This window comes from Flavobacterium zepuense, from assembly GCF_007097145.1.
In the GTDB taxonomy this organism is placed as follows: Bacteria; Bacteroidota; Bacteroidia; order Flavobacteriales; family Flavobacteriaceae; genus Flavobacterium; species Flavobacterium zepuense.
This window is the reverse complement of the sequence record NZ_VJVZ01000006.1, coordinates 120,618-138,807: the sequence shown is the minus strand read 5'-3', so window position 1 is coordinate 138,807 and position 18,190 is coordinate 120,618. Positions and strand designations below refer to the sequence as shown.

The 18,190-nt window shown below is 43.3% G+C and carries 7 protein-coding genes; 5 read left to right on the top strand and 2 right to left on the bottom strand.

Translation table 11 applies throughout. The annotated features are described in order from the left end of the window. Window positions 1-80 precede the first annotated feature (80 nt). The 4 genes from FMM05_RS10870 (at window position 81) to FMM05_RS10855 (ending at window position 4,501) form a co-directional block, all read left to right on the top strand. Window positions 81-770 carry an RluA family pseudouridine synthase gene (locus tag FMM05_RS10870; RefSeq protein ID WP_185965569.1) on the top strand — a complete coding sequence of 230 codons (690 nt, stop codon included), beginning with the start codon at window positions 81-83 and terminating at the stop codon, window positions 768-770. Between the two features lie 84 nt (window positions 771-854). Further along, on the top strand, window positions 855-2,201 hold the full coding sequence (locus FMM05_RS10865; RefSeq protein ID WP_143373403.1) for a hypothetical protein: 1,347 nt from the start codon (window positions 855-857) through the stop codon (window positions 2,199-2,201). A gap of 98 nt (window positions 2,202-2,299) precedes the next feature. Next, window positions 2,300-3,430 (top strand): TlpA family protein disulfide reductase, encoded by a 1,131-nt coding sequence (locus tag FMM05_RS10860; protein ID WP_143373402.1) that lies wholly within the window; start codon window positions 2,300-2,302, stop codon window positions 3,428-3,430. A gap of 330 nt (window positions 3,431-3,760) precedes the next feature. Beyond that, window positions 3,761-4,501 carry a lipocalin family protein gene (locus tag FMM05_RS10855; RefSeq protein WP_143373401.1) on the top strand — a complete coding sequence of 247 codons (741 nt, stop codon included), beginning with the start codon at window positions 3,761-3,763 and terminating at the stop codon, window positions 4,499-4,501. On the opposite strand, the gene FMM05_RS10850 is transcribed toward FMM05_RS10855, so the two are convergent. Next, entirely contained in the window at window positions 4,502-6,589 is a 2,088-nt protein-coding gene (locus FMM05_RS10850; RefSeq protein ID WP_143373400.1) for a M1 family metallopeptidase, read from the bottom strand. Between the two features lie 352 nt (window positions 6,590-6,941). Here FMM05_RS10850 and acnA point away from each other — a divergent pair, with 352 nt between their 5' ends. After that, on the top strand, window positions 6,942-9,719 hold the full coding sequence (gene acnA / locus FMM05_RS10845) for an aconitate hydratase AcnA (protein ID WP_143373399.1): 2,778 nt from the start codon (window positions 6,942-6,944) through the stop codon (window positions 9,717-9,719). A 284-nt stretch (window positions 9,720-10,003) separates the two neighbouring features. Here the strand turns inward: acnA and FMM05_RS10840 are convergent, their stop codons facing one another. Further along, window positions 10,004-18,133 (bottom strand): LamG-like jellyroll fold domain-containing protein, encoded by an 8,130-nt coding sequence (locus tag FMM05_RS10840; RefSeq protein ID WP_185965562.1) that lies wholly within the window; start codon window positions 18,131-18,133, stop codon window positions 10,004-10,006. Window positions 18,134-18,190 lie beyond the last annotated feature (57 nt).

Below are 18,190 nucleotides of genomic sequence, written 5' to 3'. Positions count from 1 at the left end.
TCATTGCGAGAGAGGAACGACCGCGGCAATGTAATTATCATCTACTTTCGAAATTCTAACCATCCAAAAGTCTAATTATCCTGAAAGTACTATCCACTAAAGAAAACCTACAAATTCTCTACGAAGACAACCACATCGTCGTGGTTAATAAACGCGTGGGCGATATTGTACAGGGTGATAAAACCGGAGATAAGCCACTTAGCGACGTTGTAAAAGAATACATAAAGGATAAGTACAATAAGCCCGGCGAAGTGTTTTTAGGCGTGGTACACAGGCTGGACAGGCCCACCACAGGTATCGTGGCTTTTGCCCGAACCAGCAAGGCGCTTACGCGCATGAACGAGCTTTTTAAAAACCGTGAAACTCAAAAAACATACTGGGCACTGGTTAAAAAGCGTCCGGAGAAGGATTCCGATACATTAACGCATTATCTTAAGCGCAACGAAAAGACCAATACATCTAAAGCACATATAAAAGAAGTGCCCGAGAGCAAAGTGGCAAGCCTTGATTACAAGATAATTAAACAGCTTGATAATTATACAGCATTGGAAATTGATCTTCACACCGGGCGGCACCATCAAATACGGGCGCAACTTTCTGCCATAGGTTCTCCCATTAAAGGCGACCTTAAATATGGTGCCGAGCGTAGCAATCCTGATGGCGGCATTAGCCTACATGCACGCAAGCTTGTGTTTACACACCCTGTAAGTAAAGTGGTTATAAATATTACCGCTCCGGTACCGGATGATTCTGTCTGGAAATCAGTTTAGTTTAAATTCTCTTAAAATATTATGATTTTGATAGGTTGATTACGGTTAAATTGTTAATTTAGATTACAACAATTAACCTATACTATGAAAAAGCCATTTATTGCGGCATGCATCCTTTTGGGTACGTGTGCGTTTGCGCAGGAACACTTTTCCGGCATAAGCACCTCTAAAAGAACCGGTATTGTAAATGCCAACTTAAACCCCGCCGAACTTACCAACCTTAAAAACAAGTATGAGGTTAACGTGCTTAATATTAGCGCAGGGGTAGCCAACAACAAAGTTACCTTTGGTGACCTTGTGGGCGGCAATACCGATTTTGAAGACGAATTATTTTCCGGAAGCGAACCAGTTAACCTTCGTGCCGATGTAAAAATAATTGGCCCCTCTTTTGCTTTTAAAATGGATAAATGGGCTTTTGCCATAACATCTGCTGCTAATGTAAAAGCTAATATTGTTGACCTGAATGTTAATTTAGGTAGTGCAGTAACCTTTTCGGGAATAGGCCTGATTGCCGGTACAGAGCAAATTAATGCAAATTATAACCAAAGGGCAGCCGGTACGACGTGGGGCGAGATTGGTTTTTCAGTAGCTCGTGAATTGTATGAAGATGAAACACATAAATTTTCAGCAGGTGCTACTTTTAACCTGCTCTTTCCGGGATCGTTCGCTAATATGAGCGCTAATGATTTTAATGGAACAGTTCGAAATCTTGCAGGTGATGTTGATTTAACAGATGCCAGCGCCGCACTTAATTTTGCTTATTCCGGGTCATTAGCCAATGGTTTTACAGATAGCGACAATTTTAACGAGTTTTTTGCCGGGGGCTTAAATGGTTTCTCTACCGATATTGGTGTAAACTACCAATGGAAAGATCCGCTTAACGAAAATGGCTACCTTTTAAATGGAGGGCTTTCGGTTAAAAACCTTGGCAGTATGACATTTAAGGATGATAATAATGTATCTAACAATTACAGTTTAAATGTTCCTAACGGCGATTACCTGGACCTTAACCAGTTTGAGGATGTAGATAATATTGAAGAAATTGAAGATATCTTACTGCAAAGCGGTTTTGTTACGTTACAGCAAAGTAACAGGGATTTTAAAGTTAAGTTACCTTCCTATCTTGCCGCTTATGCCGATGTTAAACTGTATGCCAACTGGTATGCTACGGCCTATTTACAACAAAAACTTAAAGAAGATGCAGGTAACGATCAAATTGCCATGCAAAATCTGTTTACCGTTACACCCCGCTATTCTGCAAGCTGGTGGGAAGTTTATGTGCCCCTTTCATTTAACGAAGTGTCCGATTTTACTGCCGGTATAGGGTTTAGGGTTGGAGGCTTTTTTATGGGATCGGGTTCCATCCTCTCCGCAGCTATAAAAGATACTAACCAGGCTGATGCTTATTTGGGTTTCCGCTTTGGCTTTTAATTCAGGTATTAGAAATAAGAGGATGGTTTAGCCATCATTTTTATTGCGTTACAACCACAAAATTAATTTATTATATTTGAAATATTCAGACATACCCTATGATATCAAAATTACATTTAGGTTTAATCGTGGCATTTTTTACGTGTACACTACACGCACAAAAAGCCGACAGGGCTTTTGTAAAAAATGTGGTAAACAACTATAATAAGGCTACCTCTATAAGCTACGATGTACATTACAAGATAAAATATTTTGATAGTGAAGATACTGATACCACTACTGTTAACGGGCATTGCAAATTAATACGGGATGCAAAAGACACTATTTTTGGTGGTGGCAGGATTTGGATGGATTTTGACGCCGATACCGAGATAAGCAGTCACAGTTTATATTATGATCTTGAATATCTTTATGTCATAGAGCCTAATAAAAAGGAACTTACAAAATTTGAACCACTTAAAGATGAAACCGGACCTATTACTGCGGCAACACAGGGTGTACTTAAAAATACCTTTTTCTTAAAGCCAGAGCGGTTGCTGGAATATCTTGATGACAACAACAACAGATATACTATTGAAGAGGTAAAAACAGGTGCGAAAAAAATGGTTAGGGTTACGGTTAATTTTCCTGATGAAGATGATATGTCCAATAAAAATATTGCTGTGTATATAAATCACAAAACCAGTACCATTGAAAAGATTACTTTTTTTTGCCAGTTGCTGGACCAGCACCAATATAACGAGTGGAATTTATCTAATATAAAGTTTAACACGGTAAACCAAAATACACTTAACAGCAACCTAAAAGATTATGCATCAAAATATTCGATTAAAGATTTTGAATTTCCTAAAGAAGAGCTTACAGGCCTTATACAGGGAACGCCTGCTCCTCAATTCACGGCCCAACTTTATAGTACCGGCTTGCAAACACAGCTTAGCGATTATAAGGGCAAAATAGTACTGCTTGATTTTTGGTACGCTGCCTTTGCTCCATGTGCCAGTGCATCGCCATATCTTACGGCACTACAGCAAAAATATAAAGATGCCGTTGTGGTTATAGGTATTAACCCGTTTGAAACACATACTGAAGACCTTAAAAAAGTTACGGGCTTTAGCAACCGCTATAAAGTAGGTTACACCTTGGCCGCTATCGAAGAATCTGTAGCTGATGCTTATAAGGTAGGCGGCTTTCCCACCCTTTATCTTATAGATAGAGAAGGCGTTGTATAGTATTCAGAACCCGGTTTTAGCGGAGACCTGAACCATGTTGAAACTCTTATTGATACTATGCTTAAAGAAGAGTAAGGCACCGAATTTGCCTTTTATTGTTTTATGTTACCTACTAAAACCTGTTATAAAAATATTTTATTTGTTTGCATTCTGGCTACCTGTATCCCTGCTGCTTTCGCCGAAAAATATTTAGCAGTAAAGCGGTACAGACCTATTAAAACATTACTAAAAAGCATTAAAATAGGGTTTTAAATTTAGCACTCCGATTATAGCCCGCTTATTGTTGAATGAAAATATTTATTAAATTTACTTTTCAATCAATCCTAAGCCATGAAAAAAATCCTACCTGCACTGTTATTGTTCTTTATTTCTGCCTCTACATTTGCCCAGACTGCTAATGATATTATTGGCGAATGGCAATTCATTGCTATTAAAACCGATGAGGGCGTAACTGCAACCAAAAAAAGCGCGGCCGAAAGCTTCCTTAACGGTATGGCCTATAATTTTAATCCTGACAATACCTATACAGGTACTGCCTTAGGCATGGCCGAAAAAGGCAACTGGAAACTTAACGGTAAAATAGTTGACCTTACTACCGATATGGATAAGAAATACTTTATAGAGATACTCGATTTTTCTAAAGATATGCTTACCATACAATTAAAAAGCATGAAGCTGATTTTTGCCCGCGCGGGTAGCGAAGCCGCAAAAGATCCGGCCACAGCAATCAGGAAAGCAAGCTATGTAACCGCCACCAAAGCACAACTAAGCCAGAAGTGGTATCTTACAGGTAAATCAGCACCTGAAAATTTATCTCAAACACAAAAAGAAGCTCTTGCAGAGCAGCTTGCAGGCAATTATTTAAACTTAAATGCAAACGGTAAATATATAAGCGATAATAGCGGAACGATAGAAAATGGCACCTGGAGCTTTGCCGAAAATAACAAAGCTTTGATTACTAAAAAAGGTAGTATAACTAAACTTTGGCATATTGTAAAGATTACCCCTACCGACTTAACCTTAGACCTTGATGGCACAAATGAAGAGTGGACATTTACCAATCAGGAGTGATTACTTTTCGTCCAGTAGCTGTTGCAGTTTGTTTCTTTCAGGCGCTTTGAGCACTGGTAGTAAATTTTGAAAATGCTCTCTATACCCCTGTTTTTTAAGTAGTTTACGGATGTTATCTTTACCATATTTTACAAACTGCCACTTGTGGTGCAATGTTGAATTAACAAGGTTTTCCCAAACTATTGGATCGGGTTTGCCAATGTACAGCAGGTTTGCCAGTGCATTCTGGCGGATGGAACTTTCATAACGCGGCGAGGCATACCCCTGTAATTCGGCATAAAATTCGGGCTTATCTTCCTCATGGTAGCCTTTTGCCATATAAGCCTGTGATAGCCATAATATCCTCAAATTCTTGTCATTAAAGCCCTCCCAGGTATGTGAAGCATTTAAAAAGTCGGCCATTTTATCTGGGAAACGGCTGCATAAAATATTAAGCGCCACCTCGCGGGTAACATAAGAGTAGTCTTTTAAAAAGGTTTTATATTCCTCGTAAAAATCAGGCGGAATGGTAGTTACCGTACGTGCTACTGCCTGCCTAACCTTTGTTTCATTGCTTTTCATGGCAAGGCGTATCAAATCGGCCTTTTGCGCAAAGGGCACTTTTGCCATCTGGAATATAACTTCCTCCTTTATAGGGTAAAAAGCATCTGATGCTAATATGTCCCTGTACGTATCTTTTACATCTGTAAAAGGTTTTTCCTGTTGTTGGCCCAGTAAAAAGTACTGCTGCATGAACTTGTTCTTGTTTAGCAATGCCAAGGCTTCATCTACTTCAAAACCGCCGGTTTCAAGCCAGCGCTTTTTAAAAGAAGCTGTATCATAAGCGGATACCTTATTGATCTCAGCTAAAAACTCATCGGTATTTACATTTTTAAACGAATATTTTTCAAGGTAGTTTTTAACAGCCGCCTTAAACGCTTCATGGCCAACGCCTTCCCTAAGTGTGTGCAGTGCCCAAGCCCCTTTTTGGTAAAACGAAAGCGAACTGGCCTTCTCGTTCATAACAGGAATAGTATCGGTTTTGGCCACCTGTTGCAGGCGCTCGGCAATCTGGTACAGTTCGTAATTAAAGTGGTCTTCGCCAAAAAGCTCCTGCTCGGCAAGCAGTGCATAATACGTTGCAAAACCCTCCTGCAGCCAGTGATGTATGCCACTTTGGGCTGTAATAAGGTCGCCAAACCATTGGTGTGCGAGCTCATGCGCATTTACATTGATATAAGTGCGGTCGTTAAAACCGGTACTATCTACCACAAAATCCTGGCTAAAAATGGTACTGGTAGTGTTCTCCATGCCGGCATACAAAAAGTCGAGCACAGGCACCTGGCGGTAAATACCCCAGGGATACTTAACCCCTATTTCGCGCTCAAAAAAATCGAAGATGCGCTTGCTGTAACGGTAGGTAGGTTCAAACTTATCGTTATCCTCCGGGCGTATGTAAAACTCTAACGGTGTGCCACTTGCGGTAGTTTCGGTTTGTTTGGTGTACTTGCCAATTGCCAGCATGGCAAGGTAGCTGCTCATGGGCTTTTGCATCTGGTAGTTCCATTGCTGGAGGGCACCGTTAACCGATTTATCTTTTAAAATACCATTCGCAAGCACCTCATAATCCTTATCAAAAATAACCGATAAATTAAAGATAACCTTCTCATTTACATCATCAAAGCTGGGCAGCCAGTGGCTGGTATATTTACCCTGCCCCTGTGTCCAGAGCTGGTTATTCTCCCCATCCTGAACATAATACAATGTTTGTTTTGGGTTCGCTACATAGTTGAAAGTCAGTTTGTTTTCACCTTTTTTAAAGCCTTTAAATAGCTTTAATGCCTTGCCTGATGCTGCCCAACCTGTTTTCTTCTTGCCGTTAACCATAACATCGTTAAACTGCATGTTGTGGGCATCAATATAAATGGTATCGGGTTTGTTAAGCACCTCAAAATCATAGGTTACCGTGCCCATTACCTGCTTTTTAGCTACATCAAAAGATAGTATGGCATGCACCGTTTTAAAGTCGACATCTTTTAATTGCTGACTCTGCTGTGCAAAACTAACGGTGGCAAAAAGTAAAATAAGGGCTTGTAGGCAGGCTTTCATTACAATGGTATTTTTTACAAAACTACATAAATACAGCCACCAAAACTGCTTAATTTTTCACAATTGGATTCCGGGTTTCAGTATTTATACAACAGTTAAGCTTTAGAATTAACGATATATCGTAAATTTTATTTTCTGTTTTGCGATATGCAGTCATCATAAAGCACTTTAATATTTTAAACCGTTGATTATCAATGTCAAAATTTTAATGGCATAAAATGTGTATTTTCTAATAAAGTATAAAGATTTAAGCAGCAATGTGTTAAACAAATTTTATAGTTAAAACCCATCAATCATAAAAGAATTCTTACTAACTTATGGCAAACAAAAACTAATAAAAATTACCAGTATTATGTCAAACGATATTTATGAGATAAAGAAGTTGCTCAATACAAAAAACGGAACTTTTACCTACTACAGCCTGGCAGAAATGCAGGCAAAGGGATTCAACATTGAGAAGATGCCCTTTTCTATAAGGATCCTGCTTGAAAACGTGTTACGAAATTTTGATGATTTCGCCATCACCAAAGAAAACATCGAAACCATCCTTAACTGGAAACCAGAAGCATCAGATAAAGATATCCCTTTTAAACCCGCCCGTGTACTAATGCAGGATTTTACCGGTGTACCCGCCGTGGTAGATATCGCCTCCCTGCGTGCCGAAGTTGCCCGAAAAGGCAAAAACCCCGATGCCATTAACCCCCTCATACCGGTAGACCTGGTTATAGACCACTCGGTTCAGGTAGATTATTTTGGTACCGGCTATGCCTACCAGCGCAATATGGATGAGGAGTACCAGCGCAACCAGGAGCGTTACCAGTTTTTAAAGTGGGCGCAAAAATCGTTCAGTAATTTTAGCGTGGTACCGCCGGGCATGGGCATTTGCCACCAGGTAAACTTAGAGTACCTGTCTAAAGGGGTTATAGAGCGAAATGGAGAGATCTTCCCCGATACCCTTGTGGGTACCGATAGCCACACCCCTATGGTTAACGGTATTGGCGTGATTGCCTGGGGTGTGGGCGGTATAGAGGCCGAAGCCGCCATTTTAGGCCAGCCCATTTACTTTATCATGCCCGAGGTTATCGGGCTAAGGTTAACGGGTAAAATCCCGCTGGGCTCTACCGCTACCGATATGGTGCTTACTATTGCCGAACTCCTGAGGAGATATGGCGTTGTAGGCAAGTTTGTAGAGGTTTTTGGCGATGGGTTGGATAACCTTACCGTACCTGACAGGGCTACTATTGGTAATATGTCGCCGGAGTTTGGCTGTACCGTTACCTATTTCCCTATTGATGATAAAACGCTGGAGTACATGCGTACCACTAACCGGTCTGAAGACCAGGTTAAACTGGTGGAAGACTACTGCAAGGCCAACATGTTGTGGCGTACCGGTAACGAAAGCATTACCTATACCGATATTTTAGAGCTCGACCTCAACACTATAGAGCCTACCGTATCCGGACCTAAAAGGCCGCAGGACAAGATATTGCTTAAAAATTTCCAGGAAAAATTTATTGATTTACTGCATACCTCCTTTGGGCGCAAGTATGTTAAGCCACAGGGCCAGCTTACCCGCTGGTATGCCGAAGGCGGCAGCGCCCTGCCCATTACTACCGAAACCCCAATGCCACCCGAAACCAAGATTGAGGAAAAGGTGGAAGATGGTATGAAGGTAGTTGCAGTAACCGTTGGGCAGGAGCAGTTTATGCTGTCGGACGGATCAGTGGTTATCGCCGCCATAACATCGTGTACCAATACCTCTAACCCCTATGTTATGATAGGTGCCGGGCTTGTGGCGCGTAAAGCCCGCGAGCATGGCCTTGATGTAAAGCCGTGGGTTAAGACATCGTTAGCGCCGGGCTCTAAGGTGGTAACGGATTACCTTATTAAAGCCGACCTGCTGGATGACCTGGAAGCTATGAAATTCCACATTGTGGGTTACGGCTGTACATCGTGTATCGGTAACTCGGGGCCGCTGCCGGCACACATAGCCAAGGCTATAGAAGACCACGACCTTGTTGCGGCATCGGTATTATCAGGTAACCGTAATTTTGAAGCAAGGATACACCCGCAAATTAAAATGAACTTTTTAATGTCGCCCATGCTTGTTGTAGCCTATGCCATTGCCGGCCGTGTAGATGTTGATTTGCTTAACGAGCCCATTAGCTACGACCCTAACCAGCAGCCGGTTTTCTTAAAAGACATCTGGCCGAGCGACGATGAGATCAATACTATTATGCGCGATGTGCTCTCCCCTACGCAATTTGCCAACAGTTATGATACTATTTTTGAAGGTAACGAGATATGGCAAAACCTGCAGGTTCCCGATGAAAAAATTTATGTTTGGGATGAGGCCTCTACTTATATTAAGGAAGCGCCGTTCTTTAAAGACCTGCCCGAAGAACCTCAGCCTTTAAAAGATATTGAGCATGCCAATGTTTTGTTAGACCTGGGCGACAGTATTACTACCGACCATATTTCGCCTGCAGGATCGTATGGCGAGGCATCTGCCACGGGTAAATACCTATTGAGCCGTGGCGTGGCTAAAGCCGATTTTAACTCTTACGGTTCGCGCCGTGGACATGACGAGGTTATGATTCGCGGTACGTTTGCGAACGTGCGTATTAAAAACAAGCTTGCAGACCGCGAAGGCGGCTACACCAAATTTTTACCTACAGGCGAAGAAATGAGTGTGTATGATGCATCGGTTAAATATAAAGAAGCTAAGATACCACTGGTAATACTGGCGGGTAAAGAGTATGGCAGTGGGTCATCGCGTGACTGGGCTGCTAAGGGTACCTTTTTGCTTGGGGTTAAAGCCGTACTTGCCGAAGGCTACGAGCGTATACACCGCAGTAACCTTGTGGGTATGGGCGTTTTGCCTATGCAGTACCTACCGGGGCAAAATGCCGAAACCCTTGGCCTTACCGGTAAAGAGCAGTTTAGCATTTATGGCATTGCCAATGATGTTAGGCCGCTAAAAGAACTGGAAGTTGTAGCGGTTGGGCCGGATAGCGTTACTAAAAAATTCCGCGTTATTGCAAGGCTGGATTCCCAGATAGAGATAGAATATTACAGGAATGAGGGTATTTTGCAATATGTGTTGCGACAGTTTTTAGCCAAGGTGTAGTGATTATTAATCGCGAATTACTCGGATAATAGTAATCATGGTATCCCCTCCTTTGGAGGGGTGGCTGAAAGCCGGGGTGGTTCATTGCGGTATAAACCAAACCATCCTATGGGCACCCCACCAAAGCAAGGGAATGCCAATTAGCACGAAAGACTCTGCGACTACACTGGGTTTCACTCAGGATGACGAACAGTGACTACAATAATTGTTATTCTGAAAGAATCATTTAAACATAAAAAAGAAAGCCGGCATAAGCCGGCTTTCACTGTTTAATAAACTATAGTTTATTTTACTTTAAGCAATTTGTAGCTGCCGGTAGCATCGCCCACATGAAGCTGGATGATAAATACCTGCTCACCTGCAAAGGCAGAAAGGTCAACCTCAATTTTCTGGCTTGCGCCGATAGTAGTAAGGTTTTTGATCTCGGTTACTTTCCTTCCAAGAAGGTCGTATACCTCAACCGAAACGTCTTTACCGGCCGCCGCGCCATTAAGCTGAATAGTAACTTTACCTGTAGTTGGGTTAGGGTATAAACTTACGTTTCCTAACTCAGCCGGGTTGTTAAGCCCTGTTGTAGTTTCTACAAGTATGTACTCTGTTTTAAGCATTGCTGCAGCTGTACCCGCTGCGTTGCTGGCAACCAGCGTAACATCATACGTACCCGGTGCGGCGTAAGTAACTACCGGAGATTCCTCTGTAGAGGTTGCCGGTGTACCACCTTCAAACGTCCACTGCCATGCAGTTGGGTTATGCGTACTCATATCGGTAAAGGTTACCGACTGGCCTGTTGCAACCACAACATCATCGGCTACGAAATCAGCCACCGGAGCCTGTGCTCCAAGGAATTGCTGTAATGAGAACACTAAACTTGCCGAAGCATTAAAGTTTACCTGGCCCATTGTAGCATCTACCTGCTGGGCATTGTTACCGTTAGGGTGCTGTATCGAGAAGAAACCATACTTATAATCCGGAGTAAAGGTAAGCCCTGTTGGCTCAGCACCCGCAGGCATAGACGAATGTATTAATACATCAGGGTTATCCTGCCTGTGGTCCGGCCTTACTACCCAAATGTAGTTTAAGCCACCATCCTGGCATATCCAAAGGTTACCTTTGTTATCAAACACAAGGTTATCATTACCATCGCCCCAAGCCTCGGTTACAACACCTGAGCCTGTAGTTATAGGATATGACATACCGCCTACAAACACTTCAAATTCTGATACCGTAGTACCATCATCTTTAAAGCGGTACACACGGTTCTTACCTTTAGAGGTAAAGTACACTTTGCCGTCTAATGGGCTTATTTCGCAATCTTCAACACCATTAAAGTTAGTACCGCCCAGTTGGCCGGCAACGATGTTAAGGTTGTTACGGTCGGCCTGCGTAGTGTTAGGCACCTGTACCCATGTAGCGGTAGAAGAGCTTGGCTCATCTGACGATAATGGTAAATCTAACTTAAGTACATAAACAGCACCAGAGTATAACTGACCCGGAGTTGTAGGTACAAATTTGTACACACAATGCGTGTTACCATCTTCGCCATAGTAAGCAGCAGTACCATCGCCTTTAACAACCACATTTTCGTGGTTCATACGGCCCATAGCCCAAAGTTTTTCCTGCTTGCCATTACCATGTTCTTTAACCATTGCCGTAGCAGGGTCTATTTCTACAAGCCATCCCACATCCTGGTAGCCATCACCGTTTGCATCGCCTGCATCGGTAGCTTCTTCAGATGTTACAACTGTACCCCAAGGCGTTGTACCACCAGAGCAGTTACGGTTTGTAGTTACAAGGTCCTGGTTGTATAGGTCTACACGTTTAGAGGCATCTACACTCCATAAGAAGTCGTCTTCATCTAAATGCAGATTCAACATTGACACACCACCCGGATTATTTTCGTGATTAACCGAAAGGTGTCCTAAAACACTGCTGCCTTCAATAGGCACATAAGCCGTGTAATCGTGGTTACCCGGTACGTTGCCCGAACCATTGGTATATGCACTGCCCTCTTTGTATATCAGCTGGAAACGGTGTTCCTGCGGGATAAGAAGATTGGTGGTTTGCCCGGTTGGGTTAATGGATGTAAAGCATGCAATATGCGGTTCATCACATTCTACCGAAAGATCTACAGCGTCCCTGATGTACATATCAAATTTACTGTCAGAGCTTGATGCATCGCGGTTGTGTATCTCTACCGATACCCTGTTAAGGCCTTCCTGGAAAATAGTTTTAGGAAGCTGGTATATAAAGTAGCGGTTCTCATCCGCACCGTCTACGGTGGTTGTTGAGTGTGTAAGGTAATCAATGTCGCCCACAGGCATATTATCCCTAAAGATCTCTGTACCATTTACATAAACCACGGCACCATCATCACGTTTAAGGCCAAATTCTACCGTATCGGCAACATCGGCAAGGGCAATGTTAATATCCCTGCTAAAATATGTAGTGATGAATTTATTAGCGGCATCCGGCCCGTAAGACACTACTGTGTTTACAGGGTCGCCGTAACCAAACGGAGCTGCATCATGTACCCACTGCTGGGTGTTGTAAGTAGTAGCGGTCCAGGCTATACTGTCCAGGCTGGTACCGTTATCAAGGTAATACCACTCAGAGTCTTTTGGCATAGGATATTCTGCCGCAACCAAAGGAGGGTACATAAAGCCCACGTGCATATCAAAACCAAGGTCAGAACTACTGGCCGATGCCTGGTGAAGCTCCACTGCAATTACGTTTTCACCATCCTGTAAAAGGTTAGCCGTTATTTGCTGGAAGAATGTAGTTTCATCAGCACCGTTCATTGTAGATGAAGCATAGGTGTTATACGTTACATCCCCTGCAGGCATATTCATCCTGAAAGCCTCTGTACCGTTTACATATACTATAACACCATCATCCCTAAGTACATCAAATACTAACGAGCCATACTGTGCGGCATTTTCTACGTTAAACGTGTGCCTTAAATAGTAGGTTGGATATTTGTTCTGCGCATCAGTACCAAAGTTTAGCGTGGTATTTTCTATATTATCGCCATAACCTAAGATACCGTTACCAAAATCCCAAGCAGAATCATCGTAAGCGTTGGTTTTCCAGTCGGCAGCAAGCGCTACGCCTGTGTCGTTGTATTTCCATAAGCTTTCTGTAGCGATTGGGAACGTACCAACAGGATAGTTACTGTCGCTGATCCATGCAAGGTAAACCGGCTCCTCATCAAATGTAATTTGCGGGAAGGTTACAATGTTGTTAGCTTTAGTACCTTGTGCAACAATGGTATACTCTGCTGAAGGGTTTCCTTTTATAAGGAAATACGTATTGGCAAGCACATTAACATCGTTAAGGTTCTCAAATACTTCTGTAAGGTCTACTTTAGGGCTGCCGTCGGCAACGTAAAGCGACTCAAATTTCCAGCGGGCGTTAAGGTACAGTGTGTCGTTCTCAACAGTGCCTGATAGTGGCAATATTTCTGTACCTGCCTCTTTACCTATTACCACGTTGTTATCTACGTTGGCAATTTCTTCGGCAAGGTACATACCGTTCCTGTGGTCGTTCATAACGCTCCAGTTACCGGCCACCTGATCGCGGAAAGGCCCTTCTAAATCCCTCACCGGACCCGTTGCCGGTATTATGGATGCATTACTGTAAGCAACCTCTACAACCTGCGAGCCGCTGTTTATAAGGTAGCCGCTGTTGTCCTGGTTAAAGGTATAGTTGTAAGCAAGGTCTTCGGTAGGGGCTGTAATGGTTAAATACATCTCCTCACGAATTTCCTCGGCTGTTTTAGCTTTCGTCCATATACGGAACTCATCTATATTACTGTTCGTGGCAGCGCCGTTTGCTATGTTTTTACCCAAAGCAAGGTCGTTAGCACACGGAAAGAACGTTGTTACCGGCATGCTGTCTACCAGTTGGCCGTTAATATAGAATTTAAACTCGCCGTTTGGTGTAAACGTTACGGCAGTGTGGTTCCACTCGTTAAGGTTCCAAACCACATCTGAGTTTAATGAGTTCCAGCCACCACCCGGGCCCTGGCCTGTAATTGTTTGCAGGGTCTGGTTGCTAAGGAACTCCATTTCCCAGCCAAAATTACCACCGCCGAAGTTTGTAAAGCCCACTAGCTTAGTGTTAGAACCGGCTGTTTGTGTTAAACGGCCCCACATCTCTACGGTAAACTCTCCCGAAAGGGCTGCATTAACGCCTTCTTTAGGGATATATACCTGGTGGTTACCCTCAAGTTTCATCGCACCACCCTGCTCTGCAATTACACCATCTACGTCGGTAGTAAAGGCAAGGTAGTAGTTACCAAGGTCTAAAGAAACGTTCTCAAAATCTACTTTGTATCCTTCTGCAACGCCTGTAGCAACAACTTCATAGTTGCCTGCCGGGTCGCCTTTTATAAGCTGATATTCCTCTACAAGGGCAGTAGTTTGCTCAGGGTTTTCAAAGATCTCTTCAAGGTCGGCCTGTACGGTAGTACTGGCAAGGCCAAGTGCATTTAAATGCCAGCCACCCGCTACATAAAACGTATCTGTAGCTGTACCAAGATTTAATATCTCGTTATTAAGGTCGCGGCTAATAACCACGTTCTCTATAAAGCTGGCAATATCGTTCTTAACGTAAAGACCGTTAACCGTTTCGTTAGTAACACTCCAGTTACCGGCTATCTGATCCGGGAAATCAGCGTTTATCTCTGCAACCGGGCTGGTAGCATCAATAATCTGCGCATTGGTGTAGTTAACCGTACCCGGCATAGTACCAAGGTTTACAAGCGAACCTGTATTTTCCTGATCGAAGGTAAAGTTATACTTAAGGTGCTCATCCGTTGCCTCAACAATGGCGTGCATCTGCTCGTTGATCTGTTCCTGTGTTTTAGCAATATCCCAAATACGGAACTCATCCATAATAGAATACGTTTGCCCGCCGTAGTTTATACTGGTACCTAAAGCAAAATCCCAGTTGGTATTGGCAACATAAGCCGTGTACGGGTTAGATGCCTTAAGTTCGCCATTTATGTACATTTTAATAGCATCGCCCGGCGCTGCGGTAATGGCAACGTGGTTCCACTCGCCTATGGTTAACGGAGTACCCGAGTTCATACTGTTCCAGTTAGCCGTATTGGTACCAAAGGCCGCCTGTAATGTATTGTTGGTAGGTATCTCTATAGCAAAACCGGTAGAGTTACCGTTTATTTTACCGTGATTAGAAATAAGTTTATCGTTATTACCGGGATCCTGCGTTACATTTACCCAAAACTCTACTGTAAAGTTACCGCCCACAATTGGGTTAAGGTCGGCTTTAAGGATGTACACCTGGTGGCCACCTGTTAGTGATAATGCACCACCACGGCCTGCGGTAAATTCTCCATTCGTCCAGCCTATAAAATATACGCCATCGGTAAGGTTAGCGTTGTAGAATGTTACATTCTGGCCGTCATAGCTGCCTTCGCCTACGTTGGTAAACTCATTCTCGCCTGCAAGTTTAAGCAGGTAGTACTGGCTTGCCATATCGTTAATAGAATCAAACTGGGTTAACGCCTCTGCAAGGTTTATTTTAACCGTTGCAAAAGGGTTGTTAACAGGGTCTATACTCCAGCCGCCTGTTGCATAGAACATGCCTTCCTGACCCGGAACTTCAGCCAGTTCAGTAGCGCTATCCTTACCAATAACCACATTGCTGCTGTAATTGGTAATAGCATCCGGCAAGGTTAAGCCTGTATTGTTAACAGCGTTGTTTTTACTCCATTTACCGCTCACAAGGCTTCGGTACTGGGTTTCTATAGTACCTACAGGAGATGTTGCCGTAGCAAGTAAACCGCCGCTTAATGTAATATCTGTACCTAAAGTACCCTGGCCTTCAATGGCGGTTGGGGTTTCTTCATCGGTATTAAACGTATAATAAGCTGCAAGGTTTTCCTCATCGCCCAATAGCGAGTAGTGCATGCGCTCTTTAATCTCTTCTATAGTTAGTGCTGTGTTCCAAACACGAACCTCGTCAAGCTCTGCTTGTGTACCTGTATTAGGATAAAACGGACTGTAACCTAAACCTAAGCCCCATGAGTTAGGATAGTACTGGCCAAAGTTACCCTCGGCAACCAGTGCACCGTTTACATAGTATTTCATGGTACCGTTCTTAGTAGCCGAAAGCGCTACGTGGTTCCACTCGCCTATATTCCATACCGCGCCCTGGCCTGAAATTGAGTTCCAGCCTGAACCGTTTGTACCAACAACTACGTTAAGTTTGTTATCATCAGGAAACTCAAAAGATATACCTGTACTAAGGTTGTTAACCCTGCCGTTGCTGGCAAGAAGTTTAAAGTTAGTACCGGGATCTGAATTTAGTTTACCCCAAAACTCAATAGTAAAATCGTTTGCAAGTGCTTCGTTGGTAACCGTGCCCGGTATCGCCATTTGCGATGAGCCCGATACTTTTAAAACTTCGCCACGTGTTGATTCGAAATCAGCGTCAAGCATAATTTGCTCGTCTGAAATTAACCTTCCGTAAAGAACTATGTTATCTAACGATCCAAGGAATTTTTTATTCTGGAAGTTATTACCAATCCTAACATCTGCTTCAGATGCCGATGGCGATACCACATTTGTAAAATTCTGGATCAGGAAGCCGTTGTAATAAAGAGACAGTTTTCTCCTAACATTGTCATATTTCCAGGTAATGTGCGACCATGCATTGGTAAGCACGCTGTAATTACTGGTATACGTAATATTTGCTGCATGGTTGGTAAAAGTAAGTTTACCGTTAGCATCTATACCCATAGATACACCCGTACCAGCTGCACCGTTAGATAATATTGTTGCACCGTTAGCAGGTATCTCGCTTGGGTTAACCCAAAATACAAAGCTAAAAGGACGGTCGTTAAGATCTAACGCATTGGCAGAAGCCAAATGCACATCGGTAGATGCTGTAAATTTAAGGGCACCATTGGCAACGCCATCGCGGTCGTTATCAAAAGTATGGCCTGTAGCATTTATGGTATGGTTATAGGTAGAAGCATCGGTTACCGAGTTACTTATACCCAACTGTAGCTTTAATGCATCAGAATTCTGGCTGGTAAGCATATCCTCGTGAATGATGCTTGTATAATACGGCTCACCGTTAAGGCCTACGTACTGTACTTTCATCCTTCGGTCATCTACATCACCATATACATCTATCTTAAGATAGCTTTGCTTCATACCGGTAAGCTGGTAATCGCTGTTGTAGTTAATGTTCACGATACCGTTACCAATATCAGAGTTAAGGTTACCCGAAAGTACATCATACAACGGATACTTAACATCGCCTTCGCGGATCATGAACTTTTGCTCATGGATATCGGCGCTAAGCGAAAGAACACCGTTAATGTTATTGTTTTTAATGTACTCTATAAGCTCGTCACTTTGTGCTGTGTTACAAAAGTTACGGCCACCACAATCACGCTCAAAAGATGGCGTACCGTTAATAAGCACTTTAAAAGCTGCCGTAGAGTTTAGCAGGCCTGCTTTTAGCCACGCAAACTGGTCCGGACCCAAATGCTGCTGCGTACCATCGCGGTAGCTGCGGTTGTCTAATAAAAAGTACTCAACGTCTTTGTAAACGTATGATGAGTAAAGCCCCTGTCCTTCGGGTGTGCTTTTGTATTCAGGATTAGGCCACCAATCCATAAATATTTCGCGCATTTGGCCCAGGGTTGGCATGGTTTTGTTAAACTCATTAGGCCCTGTGTCATGGTTGTCCGTAATTGCCAATTGCGGCATTGCCATGGTAAGATTGTCGTGAAACTGCCTAAAGAACATGTAACGGTCAAACGCCATGTCTTTGTTAGCCCAGTCGTCCTGCCCGTCAAGGCACTGGCCCATTGCGTGCTCTAACCCCAAAAGGTATACAGCATCGCCCAGCCACACCATAAGGTCGCTTTCTTCCTGCGCCATTACGTTAAAGATCTCCGGGTCGCCGTTTACGTGAAATGCCGACTCCGGGATATCCATACAGCGGGAAAGGTCGTAAATTCTTCCGCAGCCGCCGGATAAAAAGGTAAAATCATCTACAACGTTCTGGCCGTTGGTAATTGTTGAGGTACGCCCCGAAGGTGCACCGTTAACCAACACATTAGCTGTGTAGGTTTCTCCTGCTGTTAGCCCGGTATATTCGTACGAGCGAAGGCTGTAGCCCAGGCGGTCGTCTGAATTAAATACCGTTCCTGTTAAGGCTGTACCGGGCGCACCTGCGCCGGTAAGCGAAATACTTAGTGCGGCGCCGGAGCCCGTACTGTTTTTTGTTAATACCCATACCCGTACTTTGTTGTTGTACACAGGGCTTAACATGGGTCCATGAACGATGGAATCTCCCGGTATGGACTGAGCGCTGCCGCTAAACCCACAACATAAAGAAACCAACAAACTCAAAAAGAGTAAGTTTTTTTTCATTTTAGGCATGTAAAAATTAATTAGTTAGTAAATGAATTAAGCAGCAAAATTATGTTT

Excerpts from the sequence above, each read along its gene's own strand:
- FMM05_RS10865 (WP_143373403.1), top strand. The coding sequence starts at position 855 with ATGAAAAAGCCATTTATTGCGGCATGCATCCTTTTGGGTACGTGTGCG.
- FMM05_RS10860 (WP_143373402.1), top strand. The coding sequence starts at position 2,300 with ATGATATCAAAATTACATTTAGGTTTAATCGTGGCATTTTTTACGTGT.
- FMM05_RS10855 (WP_143373401.1), top strand. The coding sequence starts at position 3,761 with ATGAAAAAAATCCTACCTGCACTGTTATTGTTCTTTATTTCTGCCTCT.
- FMM05_RS10850 (WP_143373400.1), bottom strand. The coding sequence starts at position 6,589 with ATGAAAGCCTGCCTACAAGCCCTTATTTTACTTTTTGCCACCGTTAGT.
- acnA (WP_143373399.1), top strand. The coding sequence starts at position 6,942 with ATGTCAAACGATATTTATGAGATAAAGAAGTTGCTCAATACAAAAAAC.
- FMM05_RS10840 (WP_185965562.1), bottom strand. The coding sequence starts at position 18,133 with ATGAAAAAAAACTTACTCTTTTTGAGTTTGTTGGTTTCTTTATGTTGT.